This is a genomic window from Caulobacter sp. Root1455, from assembly GCF_001426905.1.
Classification (GTDB): Bacteria; Pseudomonadota; Alphaproteobacteria; order Caulobacterales; family Caulobacteraceae; genus Caulobacter.
This window is the reverse complement of sequence record NZ_LMFQ01000001.1, coordinates 196,743-214,820: the sequence shown is the minus strand read 5'-3', so window position 1 is coordinate 214,820 and position 18,078 is coordinate 196,743. Positions and strand designations below refer to the sequence as shown.

Annotated in this window: 20 protein-coding genes; 12 read left to right on the top strand and 8 right to left on the bottom strand. The window is 68.2% G+C overall.

Features of this window, described 5'->3' with window-relative positions; all coding sequences use genetic code 11:
- Positions 1 to 187 precede the first annotated feature (187 nt).
- Together groES and groL are read left to right on the top strand one after the other, a co-directional pair.
- Positions 188 to 478: a co-chaperone GroES gene (gene groES, locus ASD21_RS00745; protein WP_056435287.1), complete on the top strand. Its 291-nt coding sequence runs from the start codon at positions 188 to 190 to the stop codon at positions 476 to 478.
- Positions 479 to 532: 54 nt separating this feature from the next.
- Positions 533 to 2,179, top strand: coding sequence for a chaperonin GroEL (gene groL / locus ASD21_RS00740; protein ID WP_056435284.1), 1,647 nt, complete (start codon positions 533 to 535; stop codon positions 2,177 to 2,179).
- A 165-nt stretch (positions 2,180 to 2,344) separates the two neighbouring features.
- Here groL and ASD21_RS00735 read toward each other — a convergent pair whose 3' ends face one another.
- Complete coding sequence (locus tag ASD21_RS00735) at positions 2,345 to 3,922, bottom strand: sensor histidine kinase (RefSeq protein WP_056435282.1); 1,578 nt, start codon at positions 3,920 to 3,922, stop codon at positions 2,345 to 2,347.
- 356 nt (positions 3,923 to 4,278) lie between these two features.
- Between ASD21_RS00735 and ASD21_RS24530 the strand changes: the two genes are divergently transcribed.
- From ASD21_RS24530 to ASD21_RS00725, 4 genes are all read left to right on the top strand, one after another.
- Positions 4,279 to 4,407: a hypothetical protein gene (locus ASD21_RS24530; RefSeq protein ID WP_235523755.1), complete on the top strand. Its 129-nt coding sequence runs from the start codon at positions 4,279 to 4,281 to the stop codon at positions 4,405 to 4,407.
- A 117-nt stretch (positions 4,408 to 4,524) separates the two neighbouring features.
- Positions 4,525 to 4,653 (top strand): hypothetical protein, encoded by a 129-nt coding sequence (locus ASD21_RS24985; protein ID WP_268761047.1) that lies wholly within the window; start codon positions 4,525 to 4,527, stop codon positions 4,651 to 4,653.
- A 46-nt stretch (positions 4,654 to 4,699) separates the two neighbouring features.
- Complete coding sequence (locus ASD21_RS00730) at positions 4,700 to 5,014, top strand: hypothetical protein (RefSeq protein ID WP_056436242.1); 315 nt, start codon at positions 4,700 to 4,702, stop codon at positions 5,012 to 5,014.
- 236 nt (positions 5,015 to 5,250) lie between these two features.
- Complete coding sequence (locus tag ASD21_RS00725; protein WP_056435279.1) at positions 5,251 to 6,417, top strand: DUF3089 domain-containing protein; 1,167 nt, start codon at positions 5,251 to 5,253, stop codon at positions 6,415 to 6,417.
- 173 nt (positions 6,418 to 6,590) lie between these two features.
- Here the strand turns inward: ASD21_RS00725 and ASD21_RS00720 are convergent, their stop codons facing one another.
- The gene (locus ASD21_RS00720) at positions 6,591 to 6,770 is read right to left on the bottom strand and encodes a DUF1328 domain-containing protein (protein ID WP_056436239.1); all 180 of its coding nucleotides are present in this window, start codon (positions 6,768 to 6,770) and stop codon (positions 6,591 to 6,593) included.
- A gap of 111 nt (positions 6,771 to 6,881) precedes the next feature.
- Between ASD21_RS00720 and cobT the strand changes: the two genes are divergently transcribed.
- The 4 genes from cobT to ASD21_RS00700 all read left to right on the top strand — a co-directional run bounded on the left by cobT (position 6,882) and on the right by ASD21_RS00700 (position 11,028).
- The gene (cobT, locus tag ASD21_RS00715; RefSeq protein ID WP_056435276.1) at positions 6,882 to 8,810 is read left to right on the top strand and encodes a cobaltochelatase subunit CobT; all 1,929 of its coding nucleotides are present in this window, start codon (positions 6,882 to 6,884) and stop codon (positions 8,808 to 8,810) included.
- Entirely contained in the window at positions 8,807 to 9,886 is a 1,080-nt protein-coding gene (locus ASD21_RS00710) for an esterase-like activity of phytase family protein (RefSeq protein ID WP_056435273.1), read from the top strand. The genes cobT and ASD21_RS00710 overlap by 4 nt, the downstream gene beginning before the upstream one ends.
- A 308-nt stretch (positions 9,887 to 10,194) precedes the next feature.
- On the top strand, positions 10,195 to 10,494 hold the full coding sequence (locus ASD21_RS00705) for a hypothetical protein (RefSeq protein WP_056435270.1): 300 nt from the start codon (positions 10,195 to 10,197) through the stop codon (positions 10,492 to 10,494).
- A 243-nt stretch (positions 10,495 to 10,737) separates the two neighbouring features.
- Positions 10,738 to 11,028 (top strand): hypothetical protein, encoded by a 291-nt coding sequence (locus ASD21_RS00700; protein WP_056435267.1) that lies wholly within the window; start codon positions 10,738 to 10,740, stop codon positions 11,026 to 11,028.
- Positions 11,029 to 11,136: 108 nt separating this feature from the next.
- Here ASD21_RS00700 and ASD21_RS00695 read toward each other — a convergent pair whose 3' ends face one another.
- The 3 genes from ASD21_RS00695 to rpmB form a co-directional block, all read right to left on the bottom strand.
- Positions 11,137 to 11,673, bottom strand: a complete 537-nt coding sequence (locus ASD21_RS00695) for a hypothetical protein (RefSeq protein WP_056435264.1) — start codon at positions 11,671 to 11,673, stop codon at positions 11,137 to 11,139.
- 519 nt (positions 11,674 to 12,192) lie between these two features.
- On the bottom strand, positions 12,193 to 12,960 hold the full coding sequence (locus ASD21_RS00685; RefSeq protein ID WP_156398246.1) for a CPBP family intramembrane glutamic endopeptidase: 768 nt from the start codon (positions 12,958 to 12,960) through the stop codon (positions 12,193 to 12,195).
- 310 nt (positions 12,961 to 13,270) lie between these two features.
- Positions 13,271 to 13,570 (bottom strand): 50S ribosomal protein L28, encoded by a 300-nt coding sequence (rpmB, locus tag ASD21_RS00680; RefSeq protein WP_056435258.1) that lies wholly within the window; start codon positions 13,568 to 13,570, stop codon positions 13,271 to 13,273.
- 234 nt (positions 13,571 to 13,804) lie between these two features.
- Here rpmB and ASD21_RS00675 point away from each other — a divergent pair, with 234 nt between their 5' ends.
- Positions 13,805 to 14,272 carry a DUF3617 domain-containing protein gene (locus ASD21_RS00675; RefSeq protein WP_056435255.1) on the top strand — a complete coding sequence of 156 codons (468 nt, stop codon included), beginning with the start codon at positions 13,805 to 13,807 and terminating at the stop codon, positions 14,270 to 14,272.
- A gap of 271 nt (positions 14,273 to 14,543) precedes the next feature.
- On the opposite strand, the gene ASD21_RS00670 is transcribed toward ASD21_RS00675, so the two are convergent.
- Together ASD21_RS00670 and ASD21_RS00665 are read right to left on the bottom strand one after the other, a co-directional pair.
- On the bottom strand, positions 14,544 to 14,954 hold the full coding sequence (locus ASD21_RS00670) for a nuclear transport factor 2 family protein (RefSeq protein ID WP_056435252.1): 411 nt from the start codon (positions 14,952 to 14,954) through the stop codon (positions 14,544 to 14,546).
- A 43-nt stretch (positions 14,955 to 14,997) separates the two neighbouring features.
- Positions 14,998 to 15,573: a methylated-DNA--[protein]-cysteine S-methyltransferase gene (locus tag ASD21_RS00665; protein ID WP_156390557.1), complete on the bottom strand. Its 576-nt coding sequence runs from the start codon at positions 15,571 to 15,573 to the stop codon at positions 14,998 to 15,000.
- 286 nt (positions 15,574 to 15,859) lie between these two features.
- On the opposite strand from ASD21_RS00665, the gene ASD21_RS00660 reads away from it, so the two are divergent.
- On the top strand, positions 15,860 to 17,464 hold the full coding sequence (locus tag ASD21_RS00660; protein ID WP_056436233.1) for an amidohydrolase: 1,605 nt from the start codon (positions 15,860 to 15,862) through the stop codon (positions 17,462 to 17,464).
- A gap of 127 nt (positions 17,465 to 17,591) precedes the next feature.
- Here ASD21_RS00660 and ASD21_RS00655 read toward each other — a convergent pair whose 3' ends face one another.
- On the bottom strand, positions 17,592 to 18,020 hold the full coding sequence (locus ASD21_RS00655; RefSeq protein WP_156390558.1) for a nuclear transport factor 2 family protein: 429 nt from the start codon (positions 18,018 to 18,020) through the stop codon (positions 17,592 to 17,594).
- Positions 18,021 to 18,078: the final 58 nt, after the last annotated feature.

Genomic DNA, 18,078 nt, shown 5'->3' with positions numbered 1-18,078 from the left:
GCGTCCGTCATCCGACCTTGAACCCATTTCGCCCACAGCAAATCGACGGCCCTTGTCCTTGACTCCCCACACCGCCGGTCCTAACTCCTGCCCGGCGTTGGCACTCGATGGGAGCGACTGCTAACAGCGACGCTCCCCGCTTGCCGACGGACCATATCTTTAAAACCGTCCCGACGGAGAACGACCCATGAAATTTCGCCCGCTTGGCGACCGCGTCCTTGTGAAGCGCGTCGAAGAAGAAACGAAGACCAAGGGCGGGATCATCATCCCCGACACCGCCAAGGAAAAGCCGCAGGAAGGCGAAGTCGTCGCCGTCGGCCCCGGCGCCCGCAACGACAAGGGCGACATCGTCGCGCTCGACGTGAAGGCCGGCGACCGCATCCTGTTCGGCAAGTGGTCCGGCACCGAAGTGAAGGTGGACGGCCAGGATCTGCTGATCATGAAGGAAAGCGACGTTCTGGGCATCGTCGAGGGCTAAGCCCCGACCGTCCTCCGCTTTCGACCCAAGTTTCTCTTTTAGAAGGGCTCTCAAATGGCCGCTAAAGACGTTTATTTCTCCTCGGACGCGCGCGACAAGATGCTGCGCGGCGTCAACATCCTCGCCAACGCGGTGAAGGTGACCCTGGGCCCCAAGGGCCGCAACGTCGTGATCGAAAAGTCCTTCGGCGCCCCGCGCTCGACCAAGGACGGCGTCTCGGTCGCCAAGGAAATCGAACTGAGCGATCGCTTCGAGAACCTCGGCGCGCAGATGATCCGCGAAGTCGCCAGCAAGACCAATGACAAGGCCGGCGACGGCACCACCACCGCCACCGTGCTGGCCCAAGCCATCGTCCAGGAAGGCCTCAAGTCGGTCGCCGCCGGCATGAACCCGATGGACCTGAAGCGCGGCATCGACAAGGCCGTCCACGTCGTCGTCGACTCCATCAAGGCGTCGTCGAAGAAGGTCACCACCAACAACGAGATCGCCCAGGTCGGCACCATCTCGGCCAACGGTGACAAGGACGTCGGCGAGATGATCGCCAAGGCCATGGACAAGGTCGGCAACGAAGGCGTCATCACCGTCGAGGAAGCCAAGACCGCCGAAACCGAACTCGACGTCGTCGAAGGCATGCAGTTCGACCGCGGCTACCTGTCGCCGTACTTCATCACCAACGCCGACAAGATGGAAGTTCAGCTCGAAGAGCCGCTCATCCTGCTGTTCGAAAAGAAGCTGTCGTCGCTGCAGCCGCTGCTGCCGGTGCTGGAAGCCGTCGTCCAGTCGGGCCGTCCGCTGGTGATCATCGCCGAGGACGTCGAGGGCGAAGCCCTGGCCACCCTGGTGGTCAACAAGCTGCGCGGCGGTCTCCGCGTCGCCGCCGTCAAGGCTCCGGGCTTCGGCGATCGCCGCAAGGCCATGCTGGAAGACATCGCCATCCTGACCGGCGCCCAAGTCGTCAGCGAAGACCTCGGCATCAAGCTCGAGAACGTTTCGCTCGACATGCTGGGCAAGGCCAAGAAGGTCTCGATCACCAAGGACGACACCACCATCGTGGACGGCGTCGGTGAGAAGTCGGCCATCGAAGCCCGCATCTCGCAGATCAAGAAGCAGATCGAGGACACCACCTCGGACTACGACAAGGAAAAGCTGCAAGAGCGTCTGGCCAAGCTGGCCGGCGGCGTCGCGGTCATCCGCGTCGGCGGCTCGACCGAAGTCGAGGTGAAGGAAAAGAAGGACCGCGTCGACGACGCCCTGAACGCGACCCGCGCGGCCGTGGAAGAAGGCATCGTCCCGGGCGGCGGCGTGGCTCTGCTGAAGGCCTCCAAGGCCCTGGCGACCCTGGTCGGCGACAATGACGACCAGACCGCCGGCATCGCGATCGTCCGTCGCGCCCTGCAGGCTCCGATCCGTCAGATCGCCGAGAACGCCGGCGTCGAAGGCTCGATCGTGGTCGGCAAGATCCTGGAAAACGACAGCCCGACCTTCGGCTTCAACGCCCAGACCGAGCAGTATGTCGACCTGATCACCGACGGCGTCATCGACCCCGCCAAGGTGGTCCGCACCGCTCTGCAGGACGCCGCCTCGGTGGCCGGCCTGCTGATCACCACCGAAGCGGCCATCGTCGAAGCGCCCAAGAAGAACGCCGGCGCCGGCGGCCCTCCGGGCGGCGGCATGGGCGGCATGGGCGACATGGATTTCTAAGAGAAATCCATTCAAGTCGCCCATCCTTCCAAGGAGGCCGGGATCGACATGTCGATCCCGCGCGGCGACATGGATTTCTAAGAGAAATCTAGGTCAGCTCTCGCTGAACGAAAGAGAAGGGCGGGGCCGAAAGGTCCCGCCCTTTTTCTTTGCGCGGGCTGCGCGTCAGGCCGCGTGCAGGTCGCTGCGGGGCAGTTGCAGATAGAAGGTCACGCCGTGTTGCTCGCCCGGCGCGGCCCAGAGGCGCCCGCCATGGGCCTCGACGATGGTGCGGCAGAGCGACAGGCCCATGCCCATGCCGGTCTTCTTGGTCGTGAAGAAGGCCTCGAAGATGCGCGACATCGCCTCGTCCGTGATGCCGATCCCGTTGTCGCTGACCTGCAGCAGCACGTCGTGGCCATTGAGCGCCGCCGAGCGGATCGCGATGCGGCGAGCCCGGCCCCGCGTCGCGCCCAGGGATTCGATCGCGTTGGTGATGAGGTTGACGAGCACCTGTTCGATCTGGACCCGATCGGCCAGGATCGGCGGCAGCGCCTCGTCCAGGGTCAGCTGCAGCGAGACCTTCTCGCCGGCCAATTCCCGGCCCAGCGCCGACGCGGTCGCGCGCGCCAGGTCGTTGAGGTCGACTTCCGACGCCATGCCCGGTTGCTGGGCGAACATCGCCCGGATGCTCTTTATCACGTCGGCGGTTCGCTGGGCGGCGTCGATGGCGGCGCGCATCGACTTGACCGCCCGTTCGGGGTCGGGTTGCGGCCGATCGAGCCAGCTCACGCCGGCCGTCGCATAGGCGCGGGCCGCGGCCAGCGGCTGCCCGATTTCATGGGAGATGGCGGCCGCCACCGCGTCGATCGACATCAGCCGGCTTTCGCGTTCCCGGTTCCGGGCGGAGGTCGACAGGGCCAGCCGCAAATAGAGCCGGTGGGACTCGGCGAGCAGGGCCAGCATCACGACCAGGTGGGAAAACACGCTCACCAGGAACAGCCAGTACCAGCCCACCGTGAACCGGCCGTGCAGCGACAAGATCAGCAGCGATTGCGTCAGCCAGCCCGCGAAAACGACCAGCAGCCACAGGTCCAGCACCGACCTGCGCGTCCGAAACAGCAAGATCGTCGCGATGATGGAAAGCACGAAGACCACCGACTCGTACTGAAGCGAATTGGCGTAGGCCACCCGGGAATGCGTCACAAAAAACGGCGGGAGCAGAGCCTGTCCGATGGTCGTCAGCGCCGTGACCCCCGCCGCCAAGGCGATCGCCGCGATCACCCCGATCACGATCCCCGCCGCTGGGCGTTCCGCCTCGCGCGGCGCCGTCGACTCCGCGCGCCGGAGTTGGACATAGAAGAAGATGGCGATGGGAAAAGACACCCGCCGGCACCACGCGATCCACGCGGTGGTGTTGATCCCGGCGCTCAGCAGTCCGTCCGGGGCGAAGGCGCCGGGAAAGGTCAGCGCATGCGGAATCAGCAGGAGCGCCGTGAAGACGTAGACCGTGCCCACAACGGCCAGGGCCCGCGATCGGAAGACGGCGGTCTGCGCGTAGAGCAGGGTGGCGGTGATCAGCTCGCCGAGAAACATGATCGCGTTGGCCATCGGGATGAAGGCGTGGATTGGGCGCAGTGGAACGTCGCGCACCGGCAATATGACGAGCAGGGCGGCGAACAGCAGGCCGACGATCACCAGACTGAACTGGACTTGCCGCCGGGTCGGCGGCGTATCGAACAGTCCAAGGTGCTCTTGCGGCATGAAGCCCCCTGAAAACCCACCCGCGTCGATGGAGGCGCCCCCAGGGTCAACCTTTCCTGGCAGGCTAGCGCGTCTCTCTCCTGAAGCCCAGCCACCGCTGGAGCTTCAAGAGACAACGTCCGAACGCCGACGCTTGACGCCCGACTTCGGTCCCTGGGCGGACATCTTCAACGGCGGCGTTCGGACCTCGCGACCGCGAGACTCGTCGCCGTTTTCTCGCCGCTTGACGCAAAAGGCGGCAGCGCCTGCTCAGGTTGTGGATAACCGATCACGGTCGCGTTAACCTATGCAGCGAAAATGCGGCGAAGGCCGTTCCAGACTCCGCGAACGCACGCACGTTTCCTGGAGGGCTGGGCATGGCGCGTCACGAGATCCACGAATTCCGCGACCGGCGATCACCGCGTCCGGTCTTTATCGTACTGGGCCTTGGCCTGTGGCTGGTCCTCGGCGTCGTCAGCCAGGCGGCGTTCCAGGTCCTGGGCTGAGGGGCGGCAGGGTCGAAATGCTCTCTCCGCGAGAGTAATGGCCTATATACCGTTCAAGATTGCAGGCGTATCCTGGCGGCGAGACGCGCGCATGACGTGTCCGCTGGGAGAAACGCTATGCGTGACCGGCTCACTCGCCGTTCGCCGGAACCTCGTCTGCCGGCGATCAACGTGATCCTGGCGGACGTGGCTCTGTGGCTGGTGCTGGGCATAGCCGCCCAGCTGGCCATCCGGATGATGCGCTGATCGCCGCGACGCTTGAGCGCGGGCCGCGATGCGCTACACAGGCGGCATGTTCCGCCAGCGCCCCGACGCCGATCTGATCGTTCAAGGCTGGGTCGTCGGCGTGATGGTCGAGATCGCCGGCGAACGCCTGCCGGTCCGCCACTACTTCGCCGTCGGCAAGCCCGACCGCGCCCAGGCCGAATGGGCGGCCGTCGACCTGGCCATGCAGACCGGCCCCGTGGCCTCCAGCCCGTCGGCCGGCCGCGAACCGGTCGAGGCCCTGCGCGAGGTCGTGGCCTTCAAGATGCGCGAACTGGGCCTCAGGCCCGGCGAGGCGCGGGCGTTGGGCGACAAGTTTCCGCGGCGGTGGTTGCCGGCGTGAGCCGACGCCCCCTCCGTCACGCCGCTTCGCGACGCGCCACCTCCCCCGCTTTGCGGGTGAGGAGAAGATCGGCGCCGCTTCCTCCTCACCCGTGAAACGGGGGAGGTGGCATGGCGCGGATACGCGACATGACGGAGGAGGCGTCGGGCGCGCCGATCAGTGGCTTTGTAGGGCCTTCCCTTCCCTCCCGTCCCAAGCCATCCTCCGCTCCAAACAATCGTTGGAGGGGGACGTCGATGTCACGCAAGCTGTGGGCCGCGCTGGGCCTGATCGCGGGTCTGGGCCTGAGCGCGGCGGCCTGTTCGCAGCCGGCCCCCGCCGGTCCGCCGACGCCGAACGACTACGCCAAGGACGAGAACTGGCTGTGCCGGCCCGGCCGGGCGGACGCCTGCGCCGCCGACCAGACCGCCACGGTGATCCAGGCGAACGGCGCGACCAGCGTCGAGACCTTCAAGGCCGACCCCGAGGCCCCGATCGACTGCTTCTACGTCTATCCGACGGTGTCGTCCGATCCGGGCGGCAACAGCGACATGACGCCGGACCTGCCGGAAAAGGCCGTGGCCGACCAGCAGTTCGCCCGCTTCGGCCAGGTCTGCAAGCTGTACGCCCCCAGCTATCGCCAGGTGACGATCGCGGCGCTGCGCAAGATGATGATGGGCCAGGCCGCGGCCGGCGACGGCGAGCTGGCCTATGCCGACGTGCTGGCGGCCTGGAAGGACTACATGGCCCGCGACAACCTCGGCCGCGGCGTGGTGCTGATCGGCCACTCGCAGGGCTCGCGCATCCTGCTGCGGCTGATCAAGGAGGAGATCGACGGCAAGCCGGCGCAGAAGCAGATCGTCTCGGCCCTGATCCTGGGCATGAACACGCCCGTCGATCCGGCCAAGGACAGCTACGGCTCGCTGCCGCTGTGCCGCGAGACCGGCCAGACCGGCTGCGTGATCTCGTACGTCTCGTTCCGCGCCGACAGCCCGCCGCCGGCCACCAGCAAGTTCTTCGGCAAGGTGGCCGAGCCGGGCATGAAGGCCGCGTGCGTCAATCCCGCGGCCCTGGGCGGCGGCGCGGCGCCGGTGGAGAGCTATTTCAGCGACCGCACGATCATGGGCACCGCCATGCGTCCGGCCACGGTCTGGGCCAAGGATGTGACGGTGGATACGCCCTATGTGGAGCTGCCGGGCCTGGTCTCGGCCGAGTGCGTCAGCAAGGACGGCTTCGACTACCTGGCCGTGACGGTCCATCCCGACAACGCCGACCCCCGCGCCGACAACATCCCCGGCGACCTGCTGGTGATGGGCCAGCCGCTGAAGGACTGGGGCCTGCACCTGGTCGACGTCAACCTGACCATGGGCGATCTGGTGTCGGTGGTCGGGGAGCAGTCGAAGGCTTATGCGGCGGCGAAATAGGTCAGAGGCTCACTGACTTGCCCCCACCTGGCGGCTTCGCCGTCTGTCCGCCCCCATAGGGGGCGGAGGCTCGCGTCACGCACGGCGTCCTCTTCCCCCTGTGGGGGAGGACGATCGCGAAGCGATCCGTAGGGGGCAAGTGATCGCCGCACGATCACTTGCCCCTTGCTTTGTCAGTCCCTGGTCACGCTCTTGAACACCGTCACGCCCAGGACGGCGAAGATGATGAAGCCGATCAAGAACAGGAAGAACAGGATCTTGGCGATGCCCGCCGCCGCGCCGGCGATGCCGGTGAAGCCCAGGGCGCCGGCGATCAGGGCGACGATCGCCAGGATGATGGCCCACTTCAACATGGTCGTTTCCTCGAGCACTCGGCCCGCCCGTCGCGAGCTTCTTGAAGACAAACGCCGCCTTGTCTTCCGACGTTCCTTGTCTTCGCCGCGTTCGCTCGGTAACCCACTGACATGGCCTCCAAGCCCGAAAGCCCGACCGAACCGTTCAAGCGCGCCCTGGCCCACGCGGCGCGGTCGCTCGCCGAGACCCCCGACCTGGAGGTCGTGTTCTCCGGCGAGGGCCCCAGCCTGGTCGGCAACCGGGCGGTGCTGCCCCATCCGCCGCGCGACCTGAACCCCAAGGAGGCCGCCCGCATCCGCGGCCTGGCCGACCAGATGGCCCTGCGCCTGGCCCACCACGACGCCGCCAAGCACGCCCGCGCCCGCCCCAGCTCGCCCGACGGCCAGGCGGCCTTCGAGGCCATCGAGCAGGCGCGGCTGGAAGCCATCGGCAGCAATGCGCTGGGCGGGGTCCGCCAGAACCTGACCGCCGCGCTCGAGGCCCGCCTCGAGAAGCAGGGCCTGACCCGCGCCGTCGCCACCGACCGCCAGTCGGCGCCGATGGCCGAGATCCTGTCGCTGCTGGTCCGCGAGCGCCTGACCGGCGACGCCCCGCCGGACGGCGCCAAGGCCCTGGTCGACATCCTGCGCGCCGACATCGAGGCCCGGGCCGGCAAGGACCTGGACCGCCTGGCCGCCGCCATCGACGACCAGGCCGCCTTCGCCAAGGTCACCCGCGAGATCCTGCGCGACCTCGACCTGGGCGAGGACATGTCCGACGCCACCGAGCAGTCCGACGAGGACGAGGGCGACGAGGACCAGAACACCGAGGCCTCGGAAGACGATTCCGGCGAAGGCGAGGGCGAGCAGTCCGACGGCGCCTCGCCCGAGCAGGCCGAGACCTCCGACCGCGAGTCCGAGGCCGGCGACGAGGAGATGGTCCAGTCCGAGCAGGACGGCGAGCCCGAGGACAGCGAGGAAGCCCCGGAGATGGGCGACGGCGCCAAGCCGGCCCGTCCCGACGCCGGCCAGGGCGGCGCGGGCGAGCCGGCCTACAAGGTGTTCACCACGGCCTTCGACGAGGTGGTGCCGGCCGAGGACCTGTGCGACGCCGACGAGCTGACCCGGCTGCGGGCCTATCTGGACCAGCAGCTGGCGGCCTTCTCCAGCGTGGTCTCGCGCCTGGCCAACAAGCTGCAGCGCCGGCTGCTGGCCCAGCAGAACCGCGCCTGGACCTTCGACCTGGAGGAGGGGATGCTGGACGTCGCCCGCCTGACCCGGGTGATCATCGACCCCACCGCCCCCCTGTCGTTCAAGCAGGAGGAGGACGTCGAGTTCCGCGACACGGTCGTGACCCTGCTGATCGACAATTCCGGCTCGATGCGCGGCCGGCCGATCATGGTGGCCGCCGTCTGCGCCGACATCCTGGCGCGGACCCTGGAGCGCTGCGCGGTCAAGGTCGAGGTGCTGGGCTTCACCACCCGCGCCTGGAAGGGCGGCAGCGCCCGCGACGAGTGGATCAAGTCCGGCAAGCCGCCCGCGCCGGGCCGCCTGAATGACTTGCGCCACATCATCTACAAGAGCGCCGACGCGCCGTGGCGGCGGGCCCGCAAGAACCTGGGCCTGATGATGCGCGAGGGCCTGCTGAAGGAAAACATCGACGGCGAAGCCCTGATGTGGGCCCACCAGCGCCTGATCGGCCGGCCCGAAGCCCGCCGCATTCTGATGGTGATCTCCGACGGCGCGCCGGTGGACGACTCCACCCTCAGCGTCAATTCGGGCCACTATCTGGAGCGCCACTTGCGTCAGGTCATCGCCGAGATCGAGACCCGCAGCCCCGTCGAACTGATCGCCGTCGGCATCGGCCATGACGTGACGCGCTACTATCGCCGGGCGGTGACCATCGTCGATGTCGAGCAACTGGGCGGCGCGCTGGTCGACCAGCTGGCCGGGCTGTTCGACGAGGAGCCCAAGGCGGTCAAGCGGGCCAGGGGCCTTCTGGCCGCCCCGCCCACCGTCCAGCCGTCCGTTGCGAAAGCCGCCCGCAAGGTTCCCGCGTGATCGGACTGCGCGGCGTCCTCGTGCTGGGCCTGGCGACGGTGGTGGTGAGCCAGTGCGCCAAGGCCCCGCCGCAGCCGGCCGTCCTGCCCGTCGCCCCAGTCAAGGTCGGGCCCGAGATCAGCCTGGTCACCACCCCCGCGCCGCTCAGCGCGGTCAATCCGCCGCCCGCGAGCCTGGCGGCGGGGGCTATCGGCCGCTTCGTCTATGCCGGCGGGGTCGCGATCAGCAGCCCCGACACCCAGCGCCTGCACGGTTTGTCGGACCTGAAGTTCGGCCCCGACGGCGGCGTGGTCTCGGTCACCGACGACGGCGACCTGTTCGAGGCGCGGCTGCAACTGGACCCGGCCGGCCGCCTGGTCGGCCTGACCGACGGCAGGCTGCAACCGCTGAAGGGCCTGGACGGCCGTCCCCTGCAGGGCAAGGAGAAGTCCGACGCCGAGGGGCTGGCGATCCTGGCCAACGGCGACCGCCTGGTCAGCTTCGAGCGCGAGCACCGCATCTGGCTGTATCCGCGCCTGGCCGACGGGACCTACGGCCCGCCGCGCGCGGTCAACAAGCCGGCCACCACCTTCCCCGACAACGAGGGCATGGAGGCCCTGACCGCCTATCCGATCGCCGGACCCGACGCCTATCTGGTGGGCGGCGAGGAGGGCGAGGTGTGGCTGTGCAAGGTCTCGATCCCGTGCGTGGGCCTGGCTCCGCAGTCGCCGCCCGACTTCAGCTGGGGCCTGACCGGCTTCGCGGCCTTCGAGGGCCAGGCGGTGGCCAGCCTGTACCGCGCCTACGACCCGATCCGCGGCTGGCGCGGCCAGGTGCGGTTCGTGATCGATCCCCGCGCCCCGGCCGCCAAACAGTACCTGGCCGCCACCCTGACCCTGGACGGGGCGGCGACCCGTGACAACTTCGAGGGCGTGGCGCTGAGCAAGTCGCCATCGGGCGCGACGCGGATCTATATCCTGTCGGACGACAACGACGCCCCGCAGGAACGCACCCTGCTGATGGCCTTCGACTGGACCGCGCCGCCGCCTCCGCCGCCGGGGCCGCCGCCTTCGGCGAAGAAGCCGCGTCGGCGCTAGTTTTCGCCCCGTCCCTCCCCTTGTGGGGAGGGTGGCCCGCGCAGCGGGTCGGGTGGGGTTTGATGAGTCAGCAGGCCCACCCGTCACGCGGCTTCGCCGCGCGCCACCCTCCCCATAAAGGGGAGGGAAAGCGCTCAAGTTTTAGTCAAACCAACTAGTTTCCTTTGAAACTCAACATTCTACTTCAAACGACAACGTTGTCATGTTACCGCTACCTTCGATGACTGAGCAGGGCGAGATCCCAACGGTCATCAGAGGAACGCGTCGGGAGGTGGTTGAAACCCAACCCCCTTTCGGAAGTAAACATCATGAAGACTCTGTTTGTTCTGGCCGCTTCGGCCCTCGCCCTGACCACCGCCTCGTCGGCCTTCGCCGGCGAGCAGGTCGTCAAGGTCCGCGGCCGCACCGACGCCGCCGTCCACGCCGACATCGTCTCGGCCGCCTCGTCGATCTGCCGCGAAGACCTGGGCGGCCACGCCAACGACCTCTACGCCTACTGCGTCCGCGAAGTGACCCGCGACGCCGTCCTGAAGATTGGCACGCCGAGCCTGAAGGCTTATGACCGCCACGCCTTCCGCGCCGGCGGCCTGCAGAAGATCAGCTACTAGGACTCGTTTCGGGCCTGGTCCCGCGTGGCTTCGGCGGCGCGGGGCCGGGTTTCCTCCGGCCCTTTCCCGCGACAATTCGTGTCAATCGGTTTCGCGACCGCACTGCAACATAACCGTTGATAAGTGACGCGCAGAAAGTTATAGCTTGAGCAAGGCGGCAGAGCGGGCGAGATCCTGGACCAGCCGCCGGGGGAAACGCATTTCGGACGGGTTGAAAATCAACGCAGTCCCGGAATCCGTCCCATGATCCGCTCCATCGTCCTGGCCGCCTCGGCCGTCGCCCTGTTTGCAGCCGCTCCCGCCGGCGCCGCCGAAATCCGCATCAAGACCGCCGGCAAGGCCCCGGCCGAACTGCGCGCCGAGATCGTCAAGGCCGCCTCGACCGTCTGCTGGCAGAACGTCCGCGGCGAAACCCTGGCCACCTACATCTATCCCTCGTGCGTGCGCGCCTCGGTCAACGACGCGGTCAGCAAGCTGAACAACCCGGAACTGGTCGCCTACAACAGCGCCAACCCGGCCGTCTTCTCGCGCTAAGGCCAGTTCGAGAGGGCGGCGCGCCCGCCCTTTCCGCCTTTGTGATGCGTTGGAAAAGCCCTCCCCGGCGACGGGGAGGGCTTTTTCGTGGGCAGGGCTGAGGGCGGTCTATTTCGCCCCGGTCTGCAGCTGCAGGATCGGCAGCGACGAGGCGATCCTCAGGTCGATGGCCAGGGCGAGGCGGCGATCGATCTGGAAGAAGGTCGCCGCCTTGATCCCCGGCAGCACCTTGCCGACGATCGGCACATACTTGGCGCGCAAGGCGGTGGTCTTGACGTCCAGATCAAGCCAGCGGGCGATGAAATTGGCCGCGCCCTTGTCGTCGTACTTGCCGTAGGTGTTCACATACTCGGCGATCAGCTCGTACTGATTGTTCTTAATGACGGTCAGCTCCTTGGCGTACTGGTCATAGACCGGCCAGAACCGGGTGGCCTCGGCGTCGGTCAGGGTCAGGGTCGCCGCCGTCACCTGCTTCTTGGACGACCGCAGCTCGGCGCGCAGGCCTTCCAGATCGGCGGCGGTCAGCGGCTTGTCCGGCGCGGCCATCGGCGCGGTGGGCGCGGCGGTCTGAGCGTGGGCCGGCGCCTGGGCCAGGGTGGCGCCGGCGCCCAGCAACAGGACGACGGCGAGGGTCTTGAGGGTCATGAACTTGCTCCTGGTCGACCCCCTCTTGGACGGAGCGTCGCCGCTGGAAGCATCTTCAACGCCCCTGGCCGTCGCAATCAGGGTTTACCCGGCCAGGCCTGTGGGTTTTGCCTGTGTCGGGCGCCTTGACGGCGCAGCTGGACGAACTGCTCGCCTCGATCGACGTCCTGGCGGGCCCGACGAGCGACAGTCCCGCCTGGCCGATAACCCACGCCCTGCGGGTGGGACCGCTCCCCGACCACCATCGGGCCTGGGGCGCGGCCCAGGCGCGCGGCGCCGAGTTCACGATGCCGATGGACCTGGCGGGTGTCCCGGCGATCTGCCTGCCTGCGGCTTCTCGCCCGAAGGGCTGCCGTACAGCCTTCAGTTCACGGGCCGGCGCCTGAGCGAGGCGATGCTCCGCCGCGTCGCCTTTGCCTATGAGCAGGCGACGGACTGGCGCCGGCGCCGCCCTCCGATCCAGGGATAGCCGGGTGCGGGCCCAAGGTCTGCTCTGGCGCCGAGGAGCCAGTTCGCGGGCTAGGAATGCGGCGTCGCGCGTTCCGGCGGCCGCGGCCAGAGCAGCATGGTGGCCGTCAGAACGAGGTGCGCGCCGACCGAGAGCCACGGCGCGCCCGCGGCGTCCATGACGTTTACGCTGGTAAAGCCGTCGAGGAGCGCGTTTGACAGGTTCCAGCCCCAGTGCAGGCCAACCGCCGCCCAGAGACTGCGCCAGCGCCAGGCTGCGCAGGCATAGGCGAGCCCGAAGCAGAACAGCCGGATCCATTCGACCGGCCTTTCGGCGAGACGAAAGATATGGTTCAGCACGTAGATCGCGCTGGCCGTCAGCACAAACGCCGGGCCTGACCAGCGCACGGCCGCGGCTTTCAACCAGAACCCTCGGGTTACGATGTCCTCGGCGATGGAGGGGACGAAGGTCGAGACGAACGCCCCCGACATAAGGATCAACAAAGCCAGGCCCTGTGGAGGGGAGGGCGGCGCCCCGAGGGCGTACACGCCGCTGGCCAGACCCCAGAACAGCGCGGCCAGACGCGCCAGGCCGGCCAGGAGAAGGCCCACGAATACGAGACGGAGCGAATGTCGCGAAAGGTCGAGGGCGTAGGCATCGTATCCGCGATAGCCCAACCAGCGACCGATTGGCCAAGCCGCGAGCAATGAGCCGATCATGATTACCGCTTGAACCGAAGCGCTGTGAAGCAGACGAGCGCCAACGCCCTCGGCGGCCTGGTAGAGCACAAACAAGACGATGAAAGCCGCGATGCGGCGGTTCAGCGGCGCGGCGCTCAAAGGAACCTCTGCTTCAATGATGGCAGCGTTTGATTAAGGGACGCGATCTTTATCGTCAAACAATGTCGCGCGCATCGAGCGAAGCGTCCGCGATTCCGCGGCCGGGGCGTTGAAGGTCGAATTCCCGCCGACGCGCCAACGGCAGCTGCCGGCGTATCTCGGCTTCTGGACCTTTCAACCCCGAAGGTCCGCCTTGGGTCGAAGGCGGACCTCGGCTTCGCATCGAGCGCCGGACGGCCAAACCCCAGACGCGAAAAGGCCCGCGAGGCGAACCTCGCGGGCCTTTCGTTCGGCGAGAGCCGAGAAAGTCTTAGGCGGCGACCGCGGCGGCCTTGGCCTTGGCCTTGACCTGAGCCTTGATCTTCAGGGCGCGCGGCGACAGCTGCTCGTCCTTGGCGCCCAGCAGGAACACGTCCAGGCCGCCCCGGAAGTCCAGGGTGCGCAGGGCCGCGTTGCTGATGCGCAGCTTGAAGGTCTGACCCAGCGAGTCCGACTGCAGCGACGCGGGCGACAGGGCCGGCAGGAAGCGGCGCTTGGTCTTGATGTTCGAGTGGCTCACATTGTGGCCGACCATCGGACCGATCCCGGTGAGTTCGCAACGGCGCGACATGGTGGATACCTTGGGCTTGGGCGAAGCCGGCGGCTCCGCAACATGAATTCGGCCGCGCGATGGACGGACCGCCGCGCGAGAGCGGGCGATATAGGCGAAGGGGCGTTGCCGAGTCAAGCCGCGCGGCGCCCTCTCGGCGAAATGGCGGGCGCCCAAACATGGCCATCAGGCGCGGTTCATCTGCCGGCCTTATATCGTCCCCTATATAGAGACGGCCTGAAGAGAAGGAATCCCATGCGTCTGTCCGCCTCCGTCGCCGCCCCCGTCCTGGCCTCGGTCGTCACCGCCTGCGGCCTGCTGGCCGCCAGCGCCGCGCTCGCCCTGGCCGGACCCCAGGACGCCGACGCCAAGGCCGTGACCACCATCCTGACCGGCCAGTGGGAATACAACACGCGGGTCGGACCGATTCCCATCGACAGCGACCTGCACTGCCTGACCCCGAAGGACGTCGAGAACTTCAACCGCGGCATCTGCCTCAAGCGCTACACCTGCGACTACAAGACCCGCGTGGTGCGTGACGGCCAGATCGCGCTGAAGGGCACCTGGACCGACAAGAAGGGCCGCGTGGCCCCGGTCACCGCCAAGGGCTCCTATACGCCCGAGAGCTTCAAGATCGCGGTCAACGGCAGGACGGTCAACGGCCTGCCCATGGCCGCCACCCTGAGCGCCAAGCGCGTCGCCGCCACCTGCCCGGCGGGTTAGCGCCCGACGGCGTTCGACGCTTCGGGCTGATCGACCGGTCTCGGAGCCATTTCCTTTTATCCGTCTGTGCGTCCCGACCGTCGACCGCAGGCGTGGATCCAGGAACAGCGTCGCCATGTCGGTTGTGGTTAATCCGAATTAAGCTACAATAGCTAGTAGGGAACAAACACTGAATCGGGCGAAGTCGCTGATTCGGTCATGATTCGTTTCGCTCGTGTTCGACTGGCGGTCGATCGACGTTAACCGGTCAAGCTTCCCGCCCCTCGCCCCCTCACCTGACCGGCGGCTCCAGCGCCGTCGCGACCAGTTCCGTGTCCATGTATTCGGTCAGCGAGACGATCTTGCCGTCGGCCAGCCGGCACACCCAGCAATAGCGGTTGTCGTAGCGCTTGCCGGTCTTGGTGGTGACCTTGCCCCGGCACTCGACCACCACCGTGTCGCCCTCGGCGATGATGGCGTCGGCGACATTGACGTATTGGTCGGCGAACTGGGCGAACAGCGGCGTCAGCAGGTCGCGGCGGATGGCGGTCTTGCCGGTGTAGACGCCGCTCCAGGCGTTGGTCCCGGTCAATCGCCAGACGGTGGTTTCGTCCAGGCTGTCGAGGAAGGGACGGGCGTCGCCGCGCGCCAGGCCGTCGAAGATGTCCTGCATCAGTTGTCTATTGTCGTCGGTCACGCTCATGGCGGCTCTCCGGACGGGGGGCGGGAAGGGGGCCGATCGAGGCTCACCGCGCCCGCTGCGGCGCCACCGAGAACTCCAGGTCGAACAGGGTCGGGACGTCGCTGGTCTTGGCCCGTTCGAGGGTCAGCATGCGGGCCTTGGTCTCGACCCCGCCCGGGGCCGAGAAGCCGCCGCTCTTGCCGTCGGCCGCCAGCACGCGGTGGCAGGGGACGATGATCGGCCAGGGGTTCTCGCCCAGCGCCTTGCCGATGGCCCGGGCCGCGCCGGGCTCGTTCATGGCCTTGGCGATCTGGCCGTAGGTCGAGGTCTCGCCGGGCGGGATGGCGCGGGCGATCTCGTAGACCCGGCGGTTGAACGGGGCGACGACGCTGAAATCCAGCTCGACGTCGGTCAGGTCGTCGCGGCCGCCGGCCAGCAGGGCGTTGATCCGCTCGATCGTGCGCTGGACCGCTGGCGGCGGCGGGGAGGCCTCGACCGCGTCCGGATAGCGGCGACGCAGGCGGGCCCAGGCGGCGCCCGGCGCGGCCTCGGGCAGCTGGGCCCCGACCAGCCCGTGCTCGCCCCAGGCCAGGCCGCACATTCCGATCGGCGTTTCGAAGAGCGCGAAGCCTTGGGTCATCACCTGAATATAGCAGCGGGGCGTCGGGTTTCGAGGGGCGTTCACCCGCGTTTGTCATCCCGGACGCAGCGCGCGGCGCGAAGATCCGGGACCGACGCCTGAGCGCCGCGCTTCCGGCCATCCCGGATCGGCGGCCCTACGGGCCTTGTCCGGGATGACGGCATTTCGACGAACGGATCGTGGCCAGCGGCAAGGGTTGTTTCCAACGCCGCCGTTCCTGACCTAGATTTCCGTTTCTTGCTGTCGGGAGATCTTCGTGCGCCGCATCCTCACCCTCGCCGCCCTGATGGCTTCCGCCAGCCTGGTCCCAGCCTTCGCCGGCGACATCCTGATCCACGGCGGCCCGATCCACACCGGCGTCGCCGCCGCGCCGACCGCCCAGGCCGTGCTGATCCGCGACGACCGCATCGCCTTCGTCGGCGACCTTTCCGCCGCCCAAGCCAAGGCCGCCAAGGACGCCCGCGACATCGACCTGAAGGGGGCGGCGGCCTTCCCGGGCTTCGTCGACGCCCATGCCCACCTGACCGGCATCGGCCTGCGCGAGCTGACCCTGAACCTGGACCAGACCGACTCGGTCGAGAGCCTGGTCGCCGCCGTGAAGGCCTACGCCGCCGCCCATCCGGACGGCCCGATCTTCGGCCGAGGCTGGATCGAGACCCACTGGCCCGAGAAGCGCTTCCCCAACCGCGCCGACCTCGACCGTGCCGCGCCCGGCCGGGTGGTGGTGCTGGAGCGGGCCGACGGCCACGCGGTGGTGGCCTCCAGCGCCGCCCTGGCCAAGGCGGGCGTGACCCAGGACACGGCCGCCCCGGCCGGCGGCCAGATCCTCAAGGGGCCGGACGGCGCGCCCGACGGCATGCTGATCGACCACGCCCAGAGCCTGATCGCCGCCGTCATCCCGCCGCCGTCCGAAGGCCTCAAGCGCCAGGCCCTGGAAAAGGCCGGCGCCCTCTACGCCTCGCGCGGTTGGACGGGCCTGGGAAACATGAGCGTCGAGGCGCCGGATCTGGCGATCCTCCAGGGGCTGGCCGCCGAGAAGAAGTTCAGCCTGCGCGTCGACAACTACATGGACCCCAGCGGCGCCGCCGAGGTGCTGGCCAAGGGGCCGTCGACCGACGCCACCGGCCTGATCCGGGTGCGCGGGATCAAGCTCTACATGGACGGCGCCCTGGGCTCGCGCGGCGCGGCGCTGCTGGAGCCCTACAGCGACGCCGAGGGGCTGGGCCTGCAGCTGACCCCGCGCGACAAGGGCTTGGCGCTGATGAAGCAGGCCAAGGCCGTCAACGCCCAAGTGGCCATGCACGCCATCGGCGACCGCGGCAACCGCATGACCCTGGACTGGTTCGAGCAGAGCCTGGCCGGCGACACCGCCGCCCGCTGGCGCATCGAGCACGCGCAGATCGTCGCCGACACCGACGTGCCGCGCTTCGCCAAGCTGGGAGTGATCGCCTCGATGCAGCCCAGCCACGCGATCGGCGACCTCTATTTCGCCTCCGCCCGCCTGGGCGAGAGCCGGCTGCACGAGGGCTATCGCTGGAAGGACTTCCTGGACACCGGCGCGGTGATCGCCGCTGGCTCGGACGCCCCGGTCGAGGTCGGCGACCCGCGCATCGAGTTCTACGCCGCCGTCTATCGCCACAGCCTGACCGGCTTCGCCAATGCCGACTGGCATCTGGACGAGGCGGTCACCCGCGACCAGGCCCTGCGGATGCTGACCTGGGGCCCCGCCTATGCCGCCTTCGCCGAGAAGGACCGCGGCACGCTGGAAGCCGGCAAGAAGGCCGACGTCACGGTGTTCAGCAAGGACCTGATGACGGTGGCCCCGCCGGAGATCCTGAAGGTCGACGCGGTGCTGACCATCGTCGACGGCAAGGTGGTGTTCGAGAAGTAAGCCCCTCCCCCTGTGGGGGAGGTGTCGGCGAAGCCGACGGGGGGGAGTTATCGGGCGCTATCGGCTTGAGGGGCGACGATCCTAAACCTCCCTCACCGGCCTTCGGCCGCCTCCCCCACAGGGGGGATTACCGCACGATCGTCGCCTGCCGCACGCTCAGCAGCCAGTGGTCGCCCTCGGGCCGCCACAGCTCGGTGAAGCGGCGGCGCACGGTCTGGCCGGCCAGCGGGTTCTTGCCCTTGGGCACCACGGTCTCCTCACCCATCAGCAGCACCATGTCGCCGCGCAGGGAGGCGTGCTCGATCAGCCGCTCGTACTGGCTGTAGCTGATCTTGCCGTCGGCGTTCAGCTGGCGGACCGCGGCGCTGGGGGCGACGATGTTGCCGGGATTGTTGACGACCAGCTCCGGCGCCAGGGCGGCGGCGAACACCGTGTACTCGTCGGCGATCAGGGCCGCGTCCACCTTCTCGACCGCGTGCATCACCGCGGCGATCTTCGGGTCGCGCAACGCCTCGTGAACCTCGGGACTGGCGGCCTTCCATCGGGAATTCTGCACGGCTGGCCCCTTCCTGGTCCTCCGTGAAAACGCCCCGGGAGGCCTGCTCGTTGCGGTG